General features: G+C 60.7%; 18 protein-coding genes. 3 read left to right on the top strand and 15 right to left on the bottom strand.

Features of this window, described 5'->3' with window-relative positions:
* Positions 1-90: 90 nt before the first annotated feature.
* The 15 genes from CKW14_RS26595 to CKW14_RS26520 form a co-directional block, all read right to left on the bottom strand.
* Positions 91-420: a hypothetical protein gene (locus CKW14_RS26595; RefSeq protein WP_095050376.1), complete on the bottom strand. Its 330-nt coding sequence runs from the start codon at positions 418-420 to the stop codon at positions 91-93.
* Positions 417-1,322: an alpha/beta hydrolase gene (locus tag CKW14_RS26590; RefSeq protein WP_095050375.1), complete on the bottom strand. Its 906-nt coding sequence runs from the start codon at positions 1,320-1,322 to the stop codon at positions 417-419. The genes CKW14_RS26595 and CKW14_RS26590 overlap by 4 nt, the downstream gene beginning before the upstream one ends.
* Positions 1,323-1,469: 147 nt before the next feature.
* Complete coding sequence (locus tag CKW14_RS26580) at positions 1,470-2,720, bottom strand: flavohemoglobin expression-modulating QEGLA motif protein (protein ID WP_175559644.1); 1,251 nt, start codon at positions 2,718-2,720, stop codon at positions 1,470-1,472.
* 60 nt (positions 2,721-2,780) lie between these two features.
* Positions 2,781-3,335: a hypothetical protein gene (locus CKW14_RS26575; protein WP_095126474.1), complete on the bottom strand. Its 555-nt coding sequence runs from the start codon at positions 3,333-3,335 to the stop codon at positions 2,781-2,783.
* A gap of 157 nt (positions 3,336-3,492) precedes the next feature.
* Positions 3,493-4,206 (bottom strand): TetR/AcrR family transcriptional regulator, encoded by a 714-nt coding sequence (locus tag CKW14_RS26570; RefSeq protein WP_095050372.1) that lies wholly within the window; start codon positions 4,204-4,206, stop codon positions 3,493-3,495.
* 105 nt (positions 4,207-4,311) lie between these two features.
* Positions 4,312-5,814, bottom strand: a complete 1,503-nt coding sequence (lysS, locus tag CKW14_RS26565) for a lysine--tRNA ligase (RefSeq protein WP_095126473.1) — start codon at positions 5,812-5,814, stop codon at positions 4,312-4,314.
* A gap of 114 nt (positions 5,815-5,928) precedes the next feature.
* Positions 5,929-7,024 (bottom strand): peptide chain release factor 2 gene (prfB, locus tag CKW14_RS26560; protein ID WP_102900567.1). Its coding sequence is split into 2 segments (ribosomal slippage): positions 5,929-6,951 and positions 6,953-7,024, totalling 1,095 coding nucleotides; the frame shifts between segments, so codons are not numbered across the junction.
* Positions 7,025-7,468: 444 nt separating this feature from the next.
* A complete protein-coding gene (locus CKW14_RS26555) occupies positions 7,469-8,470 on the bottom strand; it encodes a PleD family two-component system response regulator (protein ID WP_095126472.1) in 1,002 nt (333 codons plus the stop codon).
* 48 nt (positions 8,471-8,518) lie between these two features.
* Complete coding sequence (locus tag CKW14_RS26550; protein WP_095126471.1) at positions 8,519-9,529, bottom strand: chemotaxis response regulator protein-glutamate methylesterase; 1,011 nt, start codon at positions 9,527-9,529, stop codon at positions 8,519-8,521.
* Positions 9,526-11,814: a hybrid sensor histidine kinase/response regulator gene (locus tag CKW14_RS26545; protein ID WP_095050368.1), complete on the bottom strand. Its 2,289-nt coding sequence runs from the start codon at positions 11,812-11,814 to the stop codon at positions 9,526-9,528. Before CKW14_RS26545 ends, CKW14_RS26550 begins: the two co-directional genes overlap by 4 nt.
* The gene (locus CKW14_RS26540) at positions 11,811-12,494 is read right to left on the bottom strand and encodes a chemotaxis protein CheW (RefSeq protein WP_095126470.1); all 684 of its coding nucleotides are present in this window, start codon (positions 12,492-12,494) and stop codon (positions 11,811-11,813) included. Before CKW14_RS26540 ends, CKW14_RS26545 begins: the two co-directional genes overlap by 4 nt.
* Positions 12,491-13,762, bottom strand: coding sequence for a CheR family methyltransferase (locus CKW14_RS26535; protein WP_095126469.1), 1,272 nt, complete (start codon positions 13,760-13,762; stop codon positions 12,491-12,493). Before CKW14_RS26535 ends, CKW14_RS26540 begins: the two co-directional genes overlap by 4 nt.
* Entirely contained in the window at positions 13,759-14,295 is a 537-nt protein-coding gene (locus tag CKW14_RS26530; RefSeq protein WP_095050365.1) for a chemotaxis protein CheW, read from the bottom strand. Before CKW14_RS26530 ends, CKW14_RS26535 begins: the two co-directional genes overlap by 4 nt.
* Positions 14,295-15,917 carry a methyl-accepting chemotaxis protein gene (locus CKW14_RS26525; protein ID WP_095126468.1) on the bottom strand — a complete coding sequence of 541 codons (1,623 nt, stop codon included), beginning with the start codon at positions 15,915-15,917 and terminating at the stop codon, positions 14,295-14,297. Before CKW14_RS26525 ends, CKW14_RS26530 begins: the two co-directional genes overlap by 1 nt.
* 366 nt (positions 15,918-16,283) lie before the next feature.
* Positions 16,284-17,006, bottom strand: coding sequence for a tellurite resistance TerB family protein (locus tag CKW14_RS26520; protein WP_095126467.1), 723 nt, complete (start codon positions 17,004-17,006; stop codon positions 16,284-16,286).
* A 178-nt stretch (positions 17,007-17,184) separates the two neighbouring features.
* On the opposite strand from CKW14_RS26520, the gene CKW14_RS26515 reads away from it, so the two are divergent.
* From CKW14_RS26515 to ydcS, 3 genes are all read left to right on the top strand, one after another.
* Positions 17,185-18,099, top strand: coding sequence for a LysR family transcriptional regulator (locus CKW14_RS26515; protein ID WP_053117503.1), 915 nt, complete (start codon positions 17,185-17,187; stop codon positions 18,097-18,099).
* Between the two features lie 131 nt (positions 18,100-18,230).
* Positions 18,231-19,688 carry a gamma-aminobutyraldehyde dehydrogenase gene (locus CKW14_RS26510; RefSeq protein WP_095050362.1) on the top strand — a complete coding sequence of 486 codons (1,458 nt, stop codon included), beginning with the start codon at positions 18,231-18,233 and terminating at the stop codon, positions 19,686-19,688.
* Positions 19,689-19,771: 83 nt separating this feature from the next.
* On the top strand, positions 19,772-20,923 hold the full coding sequence (gene ydcS, locus CKW14_RS26505; RefSeq protein ID WP_095050361.1) for a putative ABC transporter substrate-binding protein YdcS: 1,152 nt from the start codon (positions 19,772-19,774) through the stop codon (positions 20,921-20,923).
* Positions 20,924-21,023: the final 100 nt, after the last annotated feature.

Here is a 21,023-nt window from a genome sequence, read left to right as displayed (position 1 = left end):
CGTAACTCGAATGACACCTCGGTCAGTCCCCTCTCCCTCTGGGCGGTCCGACGTTTCGGGAGGGTTAGGGTGAGGGCTGGTCCTGCAGAATCACTGCTCAAGCTTCTGCGGGGTTTCTTCGCCCATGCAGCGCACGGCTTTTTTCTGTGCGTTGATCAGCACACCGGTCAGACCTTTCTGCTCGGTATCGAACAACACCAGCACCCCATCAATGCACTGCGCCACCTGCGCCGCCGGGTCCAGCGAGACTTTGTAGTCTTCACCCGGAACAGTCTTGAGCATGGTGAATTCGTTGAGCAGCAACGCATCCTCGGGTTTGGCGAAGTGCAGGTAGCCGTAGTACCACAGCGCCCCGACGGTGCCGAGGATGCTGCAGATACCGGTGATGATCAACGGGATGGCGTTACGTTCTTCACTCATTGCGGACTCTCATCTTCAGAATTCGGGGGTTGCGGATAATTGGGGATTTCGCCGAGGCGGCGCAGGCCGTTGAAGTGCTCGGGGTCGTCGAGATAGCGCAGCATGACTTGGCGCCAGACCGGGTCGCCGAATGTCTGCACATGACCGCCACGGGTCAGTTGCAGCACGCGCGGTGGCGGCGCAGCTTGATACAGACGGATGCCGTTGGACAGCGGCACCAGTGGATCGTCGATGCTGTGGAAGATCAGTTTCGGCACACCGTTGAGTTGCGGCATCGAGTTGATCGCGCTGTCGCTGTCCGGCACCAGCCAGGACAATGGCACCTGGAACGGCCAGGTCAGCCACGAGGTGCTCAGCGCATACTGGCCGACGCTGCGGTAACTGGCGGGCACGCCGTCGAGCACCAAGGCCTTGAGCTGTTTTTGCCGCTCGGGATGCTGCACCAGCCAATGCACCGCCATCGAACCGCCGAGGCTTTGGCCGAGCAGGATCAGCGGTTTGCCTTTGACTTCCGGCGCCTTGTCGAGCCAGGCGAATGCGGCGTCGATGTCCTGATAGATCGCCGGCAGGCTCGGTTTGCCCTCGGACAAGCCATAACCGCGATAGTCAACCAGCAGCACTTGATAGCCGTTTTTCGGCAGCCACCAACTGCCGCCCAGGTGCATCGGCAGATTGCCGCCATTGCCGTGCAAGTGCAGCACGGTGCCTTTGACCTCTACGCCGGGTTTGGCCGGCAGCCACCAGGCGTTGAGCTTCAAGCCATCCGCCGTGACCAGCGTGACGGTGCGGTATTCGAGCTTGGCTTTTTCCGGGGTGAAGATCTGGCCCGGCTCAGGGTAGAACAACAGCGAACTACAACCGCCGAGGGTCAGGAGCAGGCAAATGATGCCGAGGATTCTCATCCGGTGAAACCTCGCAAAAATTCAGGTTCAGATCGTTCCCACGCTCTGCGTGGGAATGCATCCCGTGACGCTCTGCGTCACAGTGGACGCGGAGCGTCCATGGCGGCATTCCCACGCGGAGCGTGGGAACGATCGGTCTGTAGTGGGCTAGAGGATATTGGAGTAATCCGCTTCGATCCGGTCCAGGCTCAAATGGTTGAGGAAGTTGGAGAAGCACATCCACGCCGACAACGCATTCAAATCGCGGAACTGGTCCGGCAGATACTTCGGCGGCACCACCAATCCTTCATCCACCAACTGGCGCAAGGTACGCATGTCTTCCAGCGTGGTCTTGCCGCAGAACAACAACGGAATCTGCTCAAGCTTGCCCTTACGCACGGCCAACTGAATGTAGTTGTAAACCATGATAAAGCCCTTGAGGTAGGACAAGTCTTTGGTGAATGGCAGCCCCGTCGGCGTCGATCCACGGAAAACCCGACTGGCATTGCCGTAACTTTCCGCCATCTCGAAGCCCTGCTCACGGAAGAATTCGAAAACCTGCAGGAAGTCCGCGCCCTCCTCGACCATGTGAATGGCGCGGGTGCGGTTGGTCAGTTTGCGCAGGCGGCTCGGGTAGGAGGCGAAGGTGATGATTTCCATCAGGATCGCCAGGCCTTCCTGGGTCACCGTCGACGACGGTGGGCCTTTGGACAGGAAGGTGCAGATCGGCTGGTTCAAACCGTTGAGCGTGGTGCCCACGTGGACCAGGCCTTCGTGGACTTCCAGCGCGCGCACGTCACGGTCGTTGAACATCGCGTCGGTGCGGATCTTGATGTAGTCCGCACCGGCCGCCGCGTCAGCAACAATACCGTCGGACTCGAACACGCGGATGGTTTCTTCGGCCTCGCCGAACACCTTGTTCAAACGGGTCTGCAGCAAGTGCACAGCGTCTTTGGCGGTGAGGATTTTCGGTTCATCCTTCAAATCGCCGCGGCCATCGATGTTATTCAGGTAGTCGGACATCATCAGGCCGAGGTCGGCCAGGGTCGGGTCACCGGCGTGGAACGCATCGGACGCGGCGCCATACAACTCTTGGGAGATCAGACCGAAATCTTCGGTGCCGCGCGCTTCGAGCATGCGCACCACCATGCGGTATTCCTTGCACATGCGCCGCATGATCTGCCCGACCGGGTTGAACTGGCCAAGCTGGCGGGTGATGTCGCGCTCGATGTTCTGGAATTCCAGTTTGACTTTGCTCGAATCAAAACTCAGCGGCCGATTGAGGTAATAGTCGCGATCCACCGCCGGCATTTCCTTGCCTTTGGCCTTGAGGAACCCTTTGCGAATGTTCTCGTCCCACTTGACCGCGTCGAGCACACGGATCGGCGTCTGCGCCAGCACAATGCGATCGGACAACATGCGTATCGTCTGCTGGTAATCGTCCACCCGAAACTCCTGTAGAAAACCTGACGTAATGAATTATTGGGCGCGGGCCTGGCGCTGGTAGCGCACGGCTTCAACGAAGACGTCGGAATTGGCCGGATCGTCGAGGTAAGCAAAGACCTTGTCGAGATTACTGTCGACTTGCACGCCGTCGCCATCGTCGGTCTGGAAGGCCTGACCGTCGAGGGCTTTTTGTTTGATCGCCTGGTTGATCTGCTCGAGATCGAGGTTGTAGACCACCAGTTCGTGTTTGTCGGTGAGTTCGAAGCCGGCGATGGTGAAGTGGCCACCGTACTGCGCCGGGACTTTCGCCGACAGATACCAGCGGTTGCCATGGCGCGACACGGTGAAGGGATAGGCTTCGCGTTCGCGGGGTTTGACCTTGAAGTAAGTGACAGCCTGATAGCGGTCGTTGCCCAGGCGCGTCAACTCAAGGTTCATCGGCTCGCCCCAGGCGTTGGTGCTCGACCATTTGCCGAGCAGGCCCTTGGGCGCCGGGTCACTGGCGGTCAGCGGCTCCTTGAAAGTCACCAGACAGCCACTGAGCAGCAGGAACGACAAGGCGATCAGCACGCCACGCCAGGCTTTCATTCAATACTCCCTATGAACATTGGCCGCCCTCATGGTGATCGATCGTTCCCACGCTCTGCGTGGGAATGTATCCACTGACGCTCTGCGTCATGTCGACGAAGGGACGCGGAGCGTCCCCGGCGGCATTCCCACGCAGAGCATGGGAACGATCTTGTGGTCAGACCGACGCAAGCACCAGGTGCATATAGCGCGTCAGAATGCCGAGCATGTCCTCTTCGGCCAAAGGCTCGGCGTCGTTGAGCAGGCCCTGATATTCCATCCGACCGATAATCGCCGTCAACACCTTGGCATCCTGTTGCGGTTCACGCGAGCCCAATACCTGGAACAACTGGCAGGTGCCCTGCAACAGAATCTGCTGATGCGAGCGCACCAGAATCGCCAGACGCGGGTTGAGCAGCGCTTCCTGACGGAACGCCTGCTCGGCCATCAAATGCTCACGACGGTTAACCAACTGACGATGCACGTAATCGGCCATCAACCGTGCAATGTCATCGGCTAGTTGCGAGCGCGATTCGGGGCTGCCGTCACCGCTGACAACCATGTCACGCAGCAGACCTTCATTGTTGACCCATAGCTTGGCCATGTACGCCGCGCTGCGTTCAACGTATTGAGCGAAGGTATCGGTGAGCAGGTCATCGATGTCCTTGAAGTAGTAGGTGGTCGCCGACAACGGCACACCAGCCTCGGCGGCCACTGCACGGTGACGCACGGCACGCACGCCGTCGCGCACGACAATCCTCATCGCCGCGTCGAGAATGTCCTGCCGACGCTGCTCACTGCCCTGTCGGCTGGCCTTGCGACCCTGGTACTGAACACTTTCAGCGACCGCAGTGGCGATACCCGCTGCACCCTCTTGAGCTATTGCACCCATCACGACAGAACTTCCTCTGCTATTGCAAAATTAACCAATTGATACATTTGTACCAGACAGGCAATAAAAAGCCGCCTGTTTTAGGCGGCTTTTTAACTGAAACGTTTACGCTTGCGGTCGCATGTGCGGGAACAGGATCACATCGCGAATCGACGGCGAGTTGGTCAGCAACATCACCAGACGGTCGATACCGATACCTTCACCGGCCGTTGGCGGCATGCCGTACTCCAGCGCGCGAACGAAGTCGGCGTCGTAGTGCATGGCTTCGTCGTCGCCGGCGTCCTTGTCGGCCACCTGCGCCATGAAGCGCTCGGCCTGGTCTTCCGCGTCGTTCAACTCGGAGTAGGCGTTGGCGATTTCACGGCCGCCAATGAACAGCTCGAAGCGGTCGGTGACGTTCGGGTTGTCATCGTTGCGACGGGCCAGCGGCGACACTTCAAACGGGTACTGGGTGATGAAGTGCGGCTGTTCCAGTTTGTGCTCGACCAGTTCTTCGAAAATCATCACTTGCAGCTTGCCCAGACCTTCGAAGCCCAGCACCTTGGCGCCGGCCTTCTTGGCGATGGCGCGGGCCTTGTCGATGTCGTTCAGATCATCGGCGGTCAGCTCAGGGTTGTACTTGAGGATCGAGTCGAACACCGACAGACGTACGAACGGCTCGCCGAAGTGGAACACCTTGTCGCCGTACGGCACGTCGGTGCTACCCAGTACCAACTGCGCCAGTTCGCGGAACAGTTCTTCGGTCAGGTCCATGTTGTCTTCGTAGTCGGCGTACGCCTGGTAGAACTCCAACATGGTGAATTCCGGGTTGTGACGAGTCGAAACGCCTTCGTTACGGAAGTTGCGGTTGATCTCGAACACTTTCTCGAAACCACCGACCACCAGACGCTTCAGGTACAGCTCCGGGGCGATACGCAGGAACATTTCCATGTCCAGCGCGTTGTGGTGGGTTTCGAACGGCTTGGCCGCAGCGCCGCCCGGAATGGTCTGCAGCATCGGCGTTTCGACTTCGAGGAAGTCGCGCTTCATCAGGAAGCTACGGATGTGCGCGATCACTTGCGAACGTACGCGGAAGGTCTGACGCACTTCGTCGTTGACGATCAGGTCAACGTAGCGCTGGCGGTAGCGCTGTTCGGTGTCGGTCAGGCCGTGGTGCTTGTCCGGCAGCGGACGCAGCGATTTGGTCAGTAGACGCACGCTGGTCATTTCAACGTACAGGTCACCCTTGCCGGAACGCGCCAGGGTGCCTTCGGCGGCAATGATGTCGCCCATGTCCCAGGTTTTCACCGCGGCCAGGGTGTCTTCCGACAGGGTTTTACGGTTGACGTAGACCTGAATGCGACCGGTCATGTCCTGGATCACCATGAACGAGCCACGGTTGAGCATGATGCGACCGGCAACCTTGACCGGGATTGCAGCCTCTGCGAGCTCTTCCTTGGTCTTGTCCGCGTACTGTTTCTGCAGTGCGTCGCAGTAGTTTTCGCGGCGGAAGTCGTTCGGGAAGGCGTTGCCCTTGGCGCGCTCGGCAGCCAGCTTTTCCTTGCGCAGGGCGATCAGGGAGTTTTCTTCCTGTTGCAGGGCTTGCGGGTCGAGTTGTTGGTCGCTCATGTCTTTAGATATTCCATCAGGTTCGTTGCCCCCGGGCCTTGCGGCCCGGGGATCGCCAGCAGGGCTGGCTCCTACAGGGATCGTACTGAATCAGCCGATGCTGTATTGCGTCTTTTACAGGCCCGATTTCAGGCTGGCATACAGATATTCGTCGATATCGCCGTCGAGTACCTTGTCGCAGTCGCTGCGTTCGATGTTGGTGCGCAGATCCTTGATCCGCGACGCATCGAGCACGTACGAGCGAATCTGGTGACCCCAGCCGATGTCCGACTTGGTGTCTTCCAGCGCTTGCGACGCGGCGTTGCGTTTCTGCATTTCCTGCTCGTACAACTTGGCCCGCAGCATTTTCATGGCGGTGTCCTTGTTGGCGTGCTGGGAACGTTCGTTCTGGCAGCTGACCACGGTGTTGGTCGGTACGTGAGTGATACGTACGGCCGAGTCGGTGGTGTTTACGTGCTGACCACCGGCACCGGAAGAACGATAGGTGTCGATCCGCAGGTCTGCCGGGTTGATTTCGATTTCCACCTTGTCATCGATCTCTGGTGAGACGAAAACCGCGGAAAACGAGGTGTGGCGACGGTTGCCGGAGTCGAACGGGCTCTTGCGCACCAGACGGTGTACGCCGATCTCGGTACGCAGCCAGCCAAAGGCGTATTCGCCCTTGATGTGCACGGTCGCGCCTTTGATACCGGCGACTTCACCGGCCGACAGTTCCATGATGGTCGCGTCGAAACCGCGTTTATCCGCCCAGCGCAGGTACATGCGCAGCAGGATGTTGGCCCAGTCCTGGGCTTCGGTGCCGCCGGAACCGGCCTGGATGTCCAGGTAGGCGTTGTTCGGGTCCATTTCATGGCTGAACATGCGGCGGAATTCCAGCTTGGCCAGATTTTCCTCGAGACGGGCCAGCTCGGCGACGACATCGCCCACTGCGCCTTCGTCGTTTTCTTCGACGGCCATGTCCAGCAGGTCACGGCAATCGGCCAGACCGCCGTTCAGTTCATCGAGGGTATCGACGATCTGCGCCAGCGCAGCGCGCTCGCGGCCCAGTTCCTGGGCGTATTCAGGTTTGTTCCAGACGCTCGGATCTTCAAGCTCGCGATTGACTTCGGTCAGACGCTCATGCTTTTGATCGTAGTCAAAGATACCCCCGAATAGTTTCGGAGCGCTCGGACAGGTCCTTGATGGTGTTCAGGATCGGGTTGATTTCCATGACGGGCAGCACTCGTTGGCGAACTTTTGAAAGCCGGCGAGTATAACGTAATCAGGCTGTGACGGCAGCCCGTCTGGCGGGTGTGGGGATCATTAAAGCCTTTGCCCTCACCCTAACCCTCTCCCAGAGGTAGAGGGGACTGATTGGGGGATGTTCGGGAGGTACACCGACGTGAAAGGGCTTTGCCGAATCCATAATCGCCAAGGATTTCAAGCGGAAATTGGCGCATGGGCCTGCCCCTCACCCTAGCCCTCTCCCGGAGGGAGAGGGGACTGATTGGGGGGTGTTCGGGAGATACGCCGACGTGAAAGGGCTTAGCTGAATCCGGAACTGCCAAGCTTGAAGATCCATAATCGATTCGTTCGATCAGGTCGATGTACAGCGCCAGACACCTCCGTCGGCCCCCTCTCCCTCGGGGAGAGGGCTGGGGTGAGGGGAAAGCCGTTACTCGATCCCAACCTGATTACGCCCACTGTTCTTCGCCAGATACAACCCACGATCCGCCGCCGAAATCAGCAACCGACAATCACTACCCGCCTGCGGCACCATGGTCGCCAGGCCAATACTGATCGTCAGGCTCGCCCCTTCCGCCGGGGTGTTGTGCGGAATTTTCAGCGAGGCCACGGTCTGGCGCAGTTTCTCCGCCACCAGCCGCGCGCCGCCCGGCGAGGTGTTCGGCAGCACCAGCACAAACTCCTCACCGCCATAACGCGCCGGCAGATCCGAAGGTCGGGCGCTGGCCTCGCGGATCGCCGTGGCGACCTTGCGCAGCGCTTCGTCGCCTTCAACATGGCCAAAGCTGTCGTTGTAGGACTTGAAGTAATCGACATCGATCATCAACAACGACAGCTGGCTCTGATCGCGCAGCGAACGCCGCCACTCCAGTTCCAGGTACTCGTCGAAGTGGCGGCGGTTGGACAGCCCGGTCAGACCATCGGAGTTCATCAGCCGTTGCAGCACCAGATTGGTATCGAGCAATTGCTGCTGGCTGACGCGCAACGCACGGTACGCGGCATCGCGTTGCAGCAGCGTCATGTACGAGCGCGAGTGATAGCGGATGCGCGCCACCAGCTCGATGGTGTCCGGCAGTTTCACCAGATAATCGTTGGCGCCGGCGGAGAACGCCGCGCTCTTGATCAGCGGGTCTTCCTTGGTCGACAGGACGATGATCGGGATGTCCTTGGTCGCCGGGTGATTGCGGTATTCGCGCACCAGGCTCAGGCCATCGAGGCCGGGCATCACCAGATCCTGCAGAATCACCGTCGGCTTGATCCGCACGGCCTGCGCGATGGCCTGCTGCGGGTCGGAGCAGAAGTGAAAGTCGATGTTTTCCTGATTCGACAGCCCACGGCGCACCGCTTCGCCGATCATCGCCTGATCGTCCACCAACAACACCATGGCGGCGTTTTCGTCGGTTTTAATGTCGTCGATCTGTAAGTCATTCATGGGCGGTCACCTGTGTACTGCGGGGGCCAGGATTGCGGATAAACCTGTTCATTTGGGAAAAATCTCCAGCAATCGTGGCGCTATCTTTTCCAGTGCACGAATTTCAACCGCGGCATCAATCGCCGCAGCAGCCTTGGGCATGCCGTACACCGCACTGCTTTGCTGATCCTGCGCGATGGTCAGGTAACCCTGCTGGCGCATGAGCTTAAGCCCTTGCGCGCCGTCGCGTCCCATCCCGGTCAATAAAACCCCGATCGCGTCGCCATTCCAATAACTGGCGACACTGTCGAAAAACACATCGATCGAGGGGCGGTAGATCTCGTTGACCGGCTCGGCGGTGTAGGCCAGCGTGCCGTTTTTCAATAAGCGAATATGGTGATTGGTGCCGGCCAGCAGCACCGCGCCGGCCTGCGGCGGTTCGCCCTCGCGGGCCAGACGCACATCGAGGCCGCTGGCGCTGGCCAGCCATTCGGCCATACCGGCGGCGAACACCTGATCGACGTGCTGCACCAGCACAATTGCCGCCGAGAAGTCACGGGGCAGGCCTTTGAGCAAGACTTCCAGCGCTGCCGGGCCGCCCGCAGACGATCCGATCGCCACCAGCCGCTTGCACGAAGCGGAGCTGCGCTGGGGTGTAGGCGCCGGGCGTGAGCGTTGCGGCTTGTCGCCGATCAGCCAGCCAATATTGAGGATTTTACGCAGCAACGGCGCCGCCGCTTCCTGCGCATTGCCGGCGCCGAGAGCCGGGGTATCGACCACGTCCAGCGCGCCGTGCCCCATGGCTTCGAAGACCCGGTGCACGTTCTGCTGGCGATCGACCGTCACAATGACGATCGCGCACGGGGTTTCGGCCATGATCCGGCGCGTGGCTTCGACGCCGTCCATCACCGGCATGATCAGGTCCATCAGGATCAGGTCCGGAGTATTTTCAGCGCACAGTTGCACTGCCTCGGCACCGTTGCGGGCGACCCAGACCACCTGATGCGCCGGCTCGAAGGCCAGCGCCCGGCGCAGGGCCTCCACCGCCATGGGCATGTCGTTGACGATGGCGATCTTCATGCCCGCGCTCCTCCAATAAGCTCGACCACTGCGTCGAGCAGGGCGTCGTCATGAAAACTGGCTTTGGCTAAATAATAGTCGGCGCCGGCATCGAGGCCACGGCGGCGGTCCTCTTCCCGATCCTTGTATGACACAACCATCACCGGCAGCGATTGCAGGCGGTTGTCGCGGCGCAGCAGGGTGACCAGCTCGATGCCGTCCATGCGCGGCATGTCGATGTCGGTGATCAGCAAATCGAAGTCCTCCGAACGCAGCGCGTTCCAACCGTCCATGCCGTCCACCGCCACCGCGACGTCGTAGCCGCGATTGAGCAGCAGTTTGCGTTGCAGTTCGCGCACGGTCAGCGAGTCGTCGACCACCAACACCCGCTTGCGCGCCGCCTCGGCGGCTTGATTGCCATGACGCGCGATGCGCTCAAGGCGCCCGGTATTGAGCAGTTTGTCCACCGAGCGCAGCATGTCTTCGACGTCGACAATCAACACCACCGAACCGTCGTCAAGCAAAGCGCCGGCGGAGATGTCCTGCACTTTGCCCAGACGCTCATCGAGTGGCAAGACCACCAGCGTGCGCTCGCCAATGAAGCGCTCCACGGCAACGCCATAAACCGCATCACGCTCGCGGATCACCACGACTTTAAGGGTTTCGCCGGTGTTCTGGCTGGCCGGGCGGTTGAGCAACTGGCTGGCCGCAACCAGCCCGACGTGCTGGCCTTCGTGCCAGAAATGCTGACGGCCTTCGACCTGCACGATGTCCTCCGGCGCCAGATCGCACATGCGTTCGATGTGCGCCAGTGGGAAGGCGTAGGCCTCTTCGCCAACTTCCACCACCAGACTGCGTACCACCGACAAGGTCAGCGGTACCTCCAGATGAAAGCGACTGCCCTCGCCCGCCGTCTGCTCCAGCACCACCGCACCGCGCAACTGGCGAACCATGTGTTGAACAGCATCGAGGCCGACGCCCCGCCCGGACACTTCGGTGACCGTGTCGCGCAGGCTGAAACCGGGGAGAAACAGGAACGTCAGCAGTTCTTCCTCGCTCAACTGCGCCGCCGTTTCCGCTGGGGATAGCTGCCGCTCGACAATGCTGCGGCGGACCTTTTCCAGATCGACGCCATTGCCGTCATCGCTCAATTCCAGCACCAGCAGGCCGGCCTGATGCGAGGCGCGCAGGCGGATCAGGCCCTCTTCTGATTTGCCTTTAAGCAGACGCTGCTCAGGGGTTTCAATACCGTGATCGACAGCGTTGCGCAGCAAATGGGTGAGCGGCGCTTCGAGTTTTTCCAAGACATCGCGATCGACCTGGGTTTTCTCGCCTTCGATCTCCAGCCGCACCTGCTTGCCGAGGCTGCGGCCCAGATCGCGGACCATGCGCACCTGACCGGTCAGCACGTCCGCAAAGGGCCGCATGCGGCAGGCTAACGCCGTGTCATAGAGCACTTGTGCGCGCTGGCTGGCCTGCCAGGCGAACTCGTCGAGTTCGGCGTTTTTCTCGCTCAGCAATTGCTGGGATTCGGCGAGCAAACGCCGCGCGTCTTCCAAGGCTTCGAGCGCTTCAAGGCTCAGCGCGTGTTCCTTGAGGTGCACGTTGAGATTTTCCAGCGCACGCAAGCCGTTGTTCTGCATGCGTTTGAGGCGCTGCATGGTCGCCAGATGCGGTTTGAGGCGCTGGGTTTCCACCAGCGACTTGCTCGATAGATCGAGCAAACTGTTCAGCCGTTCAGCGGTGACCCGCAGCACCCGCTCGCCACCTTCGGTGGTGCGTTTGCTTTTGCGTGGCGCCGATTCAGAGGTTTCGACCGGGGCTTCGATGATCGGCGCTGGCGTCAGTTCAAATACGGGCGGCGCTTCAAGTTGCAACTCGGCCATCGGCGGCGCAACGAACGCTGCCAGCGGCGTCGACGGATCGAGCAAACCCGCCATCAACGCCACATAAGTTTCAATATCGCTCGGCTGCGGCGCATTGGCCGGTGTAGCGATGCGCATCAGCAAATCGGTGCCCTGCAACAGCGCATCGATATGTTCGGGCCGCAGCAACAAGCGCCCTTCCTGCGCGCTGACCAGGCAATCTTCCATGACATGGGCGACGCTGACGCCGCTGTCGATGCCAACAATTCGCGCCGCGCCTTTGAGCGAATGCGCCGCGCGCATGCACGATTCCAGTTGATCGGCCTGGGTCGGGTTGCGCTCCAGCGCCAGCAATCCGGCGCTGAGCACTTGGGTCTGGGCTTCGGCTTCGAGGCTGAACAGCTCAAGCAGCGAGGCGTCGCGCATTTGCTCGGGGGTCATGTGAGGCTCCGGGTCACGGCGGACAGCAGCTGTTCTTCATCCAGCCAACGCAGGCTACGACCGCGATACTGCAGAACACCACGGGTGTATTTGGCACTGGCTTGCACGCCGGACTGCGAGGCGGCATCAAGAATGCGCTCGTCGATGGCATGAATACCGTCGACCTCATCCACCGGCACCACCACCGGCCCGCCATGGGCGGCGATGATCAGCATGCGCGGCATGATGCGCGCGCCGGTGGCTGGCGCGGCGTTGCCATCCAGATCGAGCAATTCAACCAGCGACAGGCACGCCACCAACGCGCCGCGCACATTGGCCACACCGAGCAATGCGCGTGAGCGCTGGTGCGGCAACGAGTGAATCGCCTGCAGTGGCGCGACTTCGACGAGACTGCGCGTCGCCAGCCCCAGCCATTCTTCACCGAGCCGGAACATCAGTAGCGAGCGGGTTTTCACGTCGCTTTCCACAGCGATCGCCACCGGGTCGCGTTCGTCCTGCTGCAACGCATAACGGTCGAGCAGGCGCGTGGCGGCGGCGGAATACACCGAACAATTGCGGCAATGAATGTGGTCTTCGAGCAGCGGACAGGACTTGTCGCCATGAATGCCGATGCGGTTCCAGCAATCGTCGATGGCCCGGGCGTCTTCGTGGGTGACGTTCAAGGTGTCGGACGGGATCATCGTTTACGCTCACTGTCGGCAGTGCGGCCGCTGCGAGCGGCGCGTTCCTGCAATCGTCTGGCACCCGTTGTATCGCCCTGAGCCTGCAGCAGCGCGGCCAGGTGCATCAACGCTTCGGGATGTTGCGGTTCGAGGTACAACGCTTTGCGGTAGAAACCCTGAGCTTCGAGGGTCAGGCCGGCGACATCGCTGAGCAAGCCGAGCCAGTAAAACACCTGGGCCACCGGTTCGTGGCTGCGCAAATACTGTTCGCAGGCAGCGCGGGCCTCGGCACTTTTGCCTTCGTTGGCCAATGCAGCGATGTTGGCCAGCAGGGTCGCCGCGTCCGGGTTGGCACTTTTGCTGGCGGTCGGCAGTGGCGTTACGGCGGCAAACGGTCGAGTGCGCACCGGTGCTGGCTGCGCGCTGCGAGGCGGTTGGCTGACCGGCACCACGATGGGCTTGGGCGTTGGCAACGGCTCGGGGTGCGGATCGCTATGGCGACTGAACGCGAAGGATTGCGGGATACCGATCGAACGCATGCCCAAACGTCCGAGCAAACTGCCCTCGGCCGGGCCGATAAACAGCACGCCATCGAAATGCGTCAGGCGCTTGAGCACCTCGAACACCAGTTTTTGCGTCGGCTGATCGAAATAGATCAGCAGATTGCGGCAGAACACGAAATCGAACGCCGGCTCGCTGGCCAGCAGCGTCGGATCGAGCACATTGCCGACCTGCAAACGCACCTGCTCACGCACGTCGTCATTGACCCGATGGCCGTCCTGCTCAGGCGTGAAGTGCCGTTCGCGAAAGTCCAGTTCCTGGCCGCGAAACGAATTCTTGCCGTACACCGCGCGCCGGGCCTTCTCCACCGACAGCGGGCTGACGTCCATGCCATCGACCTTGAACTGATGCGGTTTGAGCCCGGCATCGAGCAAGGCCATGGCAATCGAATAGGGTTCTTCGCCGGTGGAACATGGCAGGCTGAGGATGCGCAGCGCACGCATGTTATTCAGCTCGGCGAGGCGATTGCGCGCCAGCTTGCCCAGCGTGGCAAACGATTCCGGGTAACGGAAAAACCACGTTTCCGGAACGATCACCGCTTCGATCAGCGCCTGTTGTTCGTCTCGCGAGCCTTGCAGCAGTTGCCAATACTCATCGGCATGCGCCGCTTGCGAGAGTGTCGTGCGCTGGCGTACGGCGCGTTCGATGATCGCCGGCCCTACCGACGTCACATCGAGGCCGATGCGTTCCTTGAGAAAGTCGAAAAAACGCTGATCGCTGCTCATGCCTGCGCCTCAAGCTGCGCCGGACTCAGCGGCGGATCGGGGAACAGCAAAGTACGCACGGCGTCATCGAGCAAGTCATTGACCCGTACCCATTGCACCAATCCCTGGGCATCTTCACGCACCGGGCCGAGGTAAGGCGCCGCGCGGTTGTCGAGGCCGTAAGGCTGAAACTCTTGCGGATGGCAACGCAGGGTGTCGGTGGCCTGTTCGAGAATCAACCCGAGCCATTGCGCGGGTTGCGCTTCATCCGGCCGATAATTGACCAATACCAGACGGGTGCTGGTGCGCGCCTCGGCGGTATGGCCGAAGGTCAGCGCACTGAGGTCGATCACCGGCACCACCGCACCGCGATAGGCAAATACGCCAGCAACCCACTGCGGCGCCCGGGCGATTGGCTTGAGCGGCAGGCGCGGCAGCACTTCCGCCACTTCGGTGGCGCGCAAGGCGTAGCGCTCGCTGCCGATGCGAAACAGCAGGAACAACGCCGGCTTCGCCACCTGCGCGGCGCTGCGTTTGGCGATGATTTCGCTCATCAGACTTTGAATCGCGAAACGCCGCTGCGCAGCCCGACGGCTACCTGGCTCAGTTCGTCGATGGCGAAACTGGCCTGGCGCAACGACTCGACGGTCTGGCTGCTGGCGTCGCCCAACTGCACCAGCGCGTGGTTGATCTGCTCGGCACCGGTGGCCTGAGCCTGCATGCCTTCGTTGACCATCAACACCCGCGGCGCCAGCGCCTGCACCTGATGGATGATCTGCGACAACTGCTCGCCGACCTGCTGCACCTCGGACATGCCACGGCGCACTTCTTCGGAGAACTTGTCCATGCCCATCACCCCGGCTGATACCGCCGACTGGATTTCGCGCACCATCTGTTCGATGTCGTAAGTGGCGACAGCGGTCTGATCCGCCAGGCGTCGCACTTCGGTGGCGACCACGGCAAAACCGCGGCCGTACTCACCGGCCTTCTCGGCTTCAATCGCCGCGTTGAGCGACAACAGGTTGGTCTGGTCGGCGACCTTGACGATGGTCACCACCACCTGATTGATGTTGCCGGCCTTCTCATTGAGGATCGCCAGTTTGGCGTTGACCAGATCAGCCGCGCCCATCACCGAGTGCATGGTGTCTTCCATACGCGCCAGGCCTTGCTGGCCGGAGCCGGCAAGCACCGAGGCCTGATCGGCGGCGGTGGACACTTCGGTCATGGTGCGTACCAGATCGCGCGAGGTAGCGGCGATCTCGCGCGAAGTCGCGCCGATCTCGGTGGTGGTCGCGGCGGTTTCGGTGGCGGTGGCTTGTTGTTGCTTGGAGGTGGCAGCGATTTCGGTCACCGAGGTGGTGACTTGCACCGACGAACGTTGCGCCTGGGATACCAGCGCAGTCAGCTCGGTCATCATGTCGTTGAAGCCGGTTTCGACGGCGCCGAACTCGTCCTTGCGGTCGAGATTGAGACGCGAACTGAGGTCCCCGGTGCGCATGGTTTCGAGAATCTGCACAATGCGGCTCATCGGCGCCATGATCGCGCGCATCAGCAACAGACCGCATAGGCCGGCGGCGAGGACGGCGACCAGCAGTGAAATGAACATGCTGACTTTGGCGGCCGCCACGGCATCGTCGATATTGTTCATGGCCTGATCGGCGACTCTCTTGTTCTCGCCGATGATGTCGTTGAGCTTCATGCGCCCGGAATACCAGGCTGGCGTCAGCTTTTCGTGGAACATCCTGACCGCGTCCGCTTCCAGGTTGCGCTTGTGCAGGTCCAGCACGGCATCCTGAATCTGGAGGTAGGCGTCGTGGTACTTCTCGAACGCGGCAAACTCGACACGATCCTCCTCGGTTGCCATGGTCTTGCGATAGTTCCCCATCTGCTCCTGCAAACGCGCCTCGAAAGCCTTGTAGTCGGCCGCGTCCTCGCTGGAAACCCCCTGACCTTCCTTGAGTCCGAGCAGTTCTTGCGTCTGCATGTAACTGTCGACCCAGGCGCCACGGATCATCGAGCTGTAATAGACGCCGGGAATCGCGTCATCACGCACGCTGTTTTCACTGGCCTCGATCTTCAACAGTCGCGAATACGAAACGACGACCATCAGCAACATGATGGCGATAATCACCGCAAAGCTCGCCAAAATGCGTTGGCGCAACGTCCAGTTCTTCACAGTGATTCCTCGTGCCTAGTCGAAATGCGGGGAGTATAGCCGAGGGCGGTGTTTCATTTATAAGACGCTTTGTAACCCTCGGGCCTGTCCGCCTTGGTCGCGGGAGGGCTCTGGGCTGGGACTGTCCGACAATTGCGGGTGGGCGTGCCAGTGGGGTAATGGCAAAAAGAGGCGATAGATCGGCCATGGCGTATGCAGTGAGGCTGAAACAACATCGCGAGCAGGCTCCGTGCACGCCGGAATAACCTGTGGGAGCGAGCCTGCTCGCGAAGAGGCCGGAAGGGTCAACATTGATGTCGTCTGACCCGGTGCTTTCGCGAGCAGGCTCGCTCCCACAGGGGTTGCGATTGTTAAAACACGCCGTCTCTACACAGAGGCCAGCCGCACCTGCTTCTCCAGCTCCGACTTCAACCCCGGCTCGAGCTTCAACTGTCGCGCCAGTTCATCCAGATAGCTCTTCTCCATGAAGTTCTCCTCATCCACCAGCATCACGCTGGCGATGTACATCTCAGCCGCCATCTCCGGCGTGCTCGCGGCGCGGGCCACGTCAGTCGGGTCGAGAGGTTTATTGAGTTCCGCGTGCAGCCAGTGTTGCAGTTCCTGGTCGTTGTCGAGTTTGGTGAATTCGCCTTCGATCAGTTGGCGCTCACGGTCATCGATGTGGCCGTCAGCCTTTGCGGCGGCGACCAGCGCCTTGAGAATGGCTTGGCTGTGTTGCTCGGCTTGCGCGGGTGGAAGGCGATCAAGGGTTTGTGGTTCGCGTTGTGGTGCGGTGCCTTTTTGCGCGTTGTAGTTGCCGTAAGCCTTGTACGCCAGCACACCGAGCGCCGCGAGGCCACCGTAGATCGCGACTTTCCCGCCGACCTTGCGCACTTTCTTGTTACCGAGCAACAAACCCATCGCGCCGGCCGCCAATGCGCCACCACCTGCGCCTGAGAGCAAACCGCCAAGGCCACCGGAGCCTGAAGCGCCGCTGAGCAAACCGCCCAAGCCACCGCTGGCCGATTTGTTCTGCGAACCACCGGCCTTGTTCTGCAACAGATCCTGGCCGGACTTGAGTAGTTGATCGAGCAATCCACGGGTGTTCATGTTCCGCCTCCAAAACAGGGGTTATCCGGATCTATAAGGCCTCCAGCCTAGTTCGAAAGTGCCCCAGCCCTGCTTGCGAGTGTGCTTCCAGATGTTGCTCAGTACGCCCAAGCCGTTCGTGAAAATAGATATACACTCAGCCCAATCTATAAAAACCGCCCACTGGGTAGCCCTTCTCATGATGACCCTGCGTCAGATCCGTCATTTCATCGCTGTGGCCGAAACCGGCTCGATCTCCGCCGCCGCGCAAACCGCGTTTATTTCCCAATCAACCCTGACCCTGGCGATCCAGCAACTGGAAGAAGAAATCGGCGTCAGCCTTTTCAGCCGCCACGCCAAGGGCATGACGCTGACACACCAAGGTCATCAATTCCTACGACAAGCGCACCTGATTCTGGCAACGGTGGATAACGCCAAGCGCAGCTTGCAACAGAGCACTGATCAGGTTGCCGGGCAGTTGATCATCGGCGTGACCAGCCTCGTCGCCGGTTATTACCTGGCGGATCTGCTCACCCGTTTTCAGCGCGCGTATCCCAATGTCGAAATCAGAGTGATGGAAGACGAACGCCCCTACATCGAGCATTTGCTGGTCAGTGGCGAGATCGATGTCGGCGTATTGATCCTCTCCAACCTCGAAGATCGCCACGCTTTGCAGACTGAAGTACTGACTCACTCGCCCCACCGTTTATGGTTGCCAGCCCAGCACCCGCTGCTGGAACACGACAGCATCAACCTCGCCGACGTCGCCCGCGAGCCGTTAATTCAGCTAAACGTCGATGAGATGGATCGCAATGCCCAGCGATTGTGGCGCGGCGCCGGGTTGCAGCCAAAAATCACCTTGAGAACCGCCTCGACCGAAGCGGTGCGAAGTCTGGTCGCCGCCGGTCTGGGCGTATCGATTCAACCCGACATGACTTACCGCCCATGGTCGCTGGAGGGCGACATCATCGAAGCGCGCCCCATCGCCGACCTCAATCAGACCTTGGACGTGGGCCTGGCCTGGCGACGTGGCACTGCGCGCCCCGCTCTTGTCGACCCATTCCTGACCGTAGCCCGTGAGCAACCCCACGGCGGGCGCAAGCCATCTATTTAATCGAATGCCGCCTTCAGTATTTAGTATTTGTCGACCTCGGAGCCGCGCACTAGTCTTGCTGCATCTATAAGACGGTCGGCTCCCGGTTTCAGGGAGCAACAATGGCCACACAAGAAAAGAGATCGCGGAAAATGGCTGGCGCGCAGACCCCGATGTGTACCGCGTTGTTGATTGACGGCGAACTGGTCGCCGGGGAAGGTTTTGTCGAGCCGATTCTCAATCCGGCCACCGGCGAAATCCTCACGCACATCGCCGAAGCCAGCACCGAGCAAGTCGAAGCCGCCATCCTCGCCGCCCACCGCGCATTTGCCGAGTGGTCGCGCACCACACCTCAGCAACGTTCTAACCTGTTGCTCGAGATCGCCAACGCCGTGGAAAAACACGCCGACCACCTCGCCCGCCTCGAATCGCTGAACTGCGGCAAGCCGTTGCACCTGGCGCGTCAGGACGATTTGACGGCGACCGTCGATGTGTTCCGTTTCTTCGCTGGCGCCGTGCGCTGCCAGACCGGTCAGCTCAGCGGCGAATACCTGCCGGGCTACACCAGCATGGTGCGTCGCGATCCGATTGGCGTGGTCGCCTCGATTGCGCCGTGGAACTACCCGATCATGATGGCCGCGTGGAAAATCGCCCCGGCCCTCGCCGCCGGCAACACGCTGGTGTTCAAACCGTCCGAACACACGCCGCTGTCGATCCTCGCTCTGGCGCCAGCGCTGGCCGAAATCCTCCCGCGCGGGGTCATCAACATCATCTGCGGTGGCGGCGAAGGCGTTGGCAGCCATTTGGTCGGCCACGCTAAAGTGCGCATGGTGTCGCTGACCGGCGATATCGTCACCGGACAGAAAATCCTTCAAGCCGCTGCGAAAACCCTGAAACGCACGCACCTCGAACTCGGCGGCAAAGCCCCGGTGATCGTCTGCAACGACGCCGACATCCAGGCCGTGGTCGATGGCGTGCGCACTTACGGTTACTACAACGCCGGGCAGGACTGCACCGCTGCCTGTCGGATCTACGCGCAGGCCGGGATTCACGACAAATTGGTCGCCGAACTCGGCGCCGCCGTCAGCAGCCTGCGCTTCGCCGGCAAACGTGATGCCGATAATGAGATCGGCCCGCTGATCAGCACCCGCCAGCGCGACCGCGTCGCCAGTTTCGTCGAGCGCGCCCTCGGCCAGCCGCACATCGAACGCGTGACCGGTGCGGCGGTGCACTCCGGTGCCGGTTTCTACTATCAGCCGACGCTGCTCGCCGGTTGCAAACAGAGCGACGAAATCGTCCAGCGCGAAGTGTTCGGCCCGGTGGTCACGGTGACCCGTTTCGACGAACTCGCCCAAGCCGTCGACTGGGCCAACGACTCCGAATACGGCCTCGCCTCGTCGGTCTGGACACAGAATCTGGACAAGGCCATGCAGGTTGCAGCGCGCTTGCAGTACGGCTGCACCTGGATCAACAGCCATTTCATGCTGGTCAGCGAAATGCCCCACGGCGGGCTGAAGCGCTCCGGTTACGGCAAAGACTTATCCAGTGATTCGCTGCAGGACTACAGCGTGGTGCGGCACATCATGGCCCGCCACGGCCAGCATCTCTGACTACGCTAATAACAAGCCGCCAACGGCATGCTTCACCGCGTTCACAACTGCCCCGACCATAATTTAAAGAAGAGGGTTCAACCATGTTCGTGCACAAGACCGCACTGCTCAGTGCAATCACCACGGCCCTGCTGGCCAGCGCCAGCCTGCAAGCGGCCGAGCCGTTAAAGGCTGTCGGTGCTGGCGAAGGTCAGCTGGATATCGTTGCGTGGCCGGGTTACATCGAACGTGGCGAGAGCGACAAGGCTTACGACTGGGTCACCGGTTTCGAAAAAGAAACCGGCTGCAAGGTCAATGTGAAGACCGCTGCGACCTCGGACGAAATGGTCAGCTTGATGGCCAAGGGCGGTTACGACCTGGTCACCGCGTCGGGTGATGCCTCGCTGCGGTTGATCGTCGGCAAGCGGGTGCAACCGATCAACACTGCCTTGATCGCGAACTGGAACACTCTCGACCCGCGCCTGAAAGATGCGCCGTGGTACGTAGTCAACAAGCAAACTTACGGCACCCCGTACCAGTGGGGCCCGAACGTGCTGATGTACAACACCAACGTGTTCAAGACTGCGCCGAGCAGTTGGAACGTGGTGTTCACCGCTCAGGATCTGCCCGACGGCAAGCCGAACAAGGGCCGCGTGCAGGCGTATGACGGCCCGATCTACATCGCAGATGCGGCGCTGTATCTAAAGTCGACCAAGCCTGAACTGGGTATCAAGGATCCGTATCAACTGACCGAAGATCAGTACAAAGCCGTGCTTGATCTGTTGCGCGCACAGCAGCCGTTGATCCACCGCTACTGGCATGACACCACGGTGCAGATGAGCGACTTCAAAAATGAGGGCGTGGTCGCCTCCAGCGCCTGGCCGTATCAGGTCAACGGCCTGATGAACGAGAAACAGCCGATCGCTTCGACCATTCCGAAAGAAGGCGCTACGGGTTGGGCTGATACCACCATGTTGCACGCCGAGGCCAAGCATCCGAACTGTGCGTACAAGTGGATGGACTGGTCGCTGAAACCGAAAGTCCAAGGCGATGTGGCGGCGTGGTTTGGTTCGTTGCCGGCCGTTCCTGCGGCGTGCAAAGAGAGTGAGTTGCTTGGCGCGGAAGGTTGCAAGACCAACGGCTTCGACCAGTTCGACAAGATCGCCTTCTGGAAAACCCCGCAGGCTGAGGGTGGCAAATTTGTGCCGTATAGCCGCTGGACCCAGGACTACATCGCGATCATGGGCGGCCGCTAGCTCTCAATAACGACGCGGCCTGCCCCCTTTCCCCCTTGGGGGAGAGGGCTGGGGTGAGGGGGTAGCTTTTGCCTTTGCTCTTGATCTCAGAGCAATGACC

This window comes from Pseudomonas sp. Irchel s3a12, assembly GCF_900187485.1.
GTDB classification, from domain to species: Bacteria; Pseudomonadota; Gammaproteobacteria; order Pseudomonadales; family Pseudomonadaceae; genus Aquipseudomonas; species Aquipseudomonas neuropathica.
Note: the sequence above shows the minus strand (reverse complement) of the source record. Positions and strands in the feature narration are given on the sequence as shown.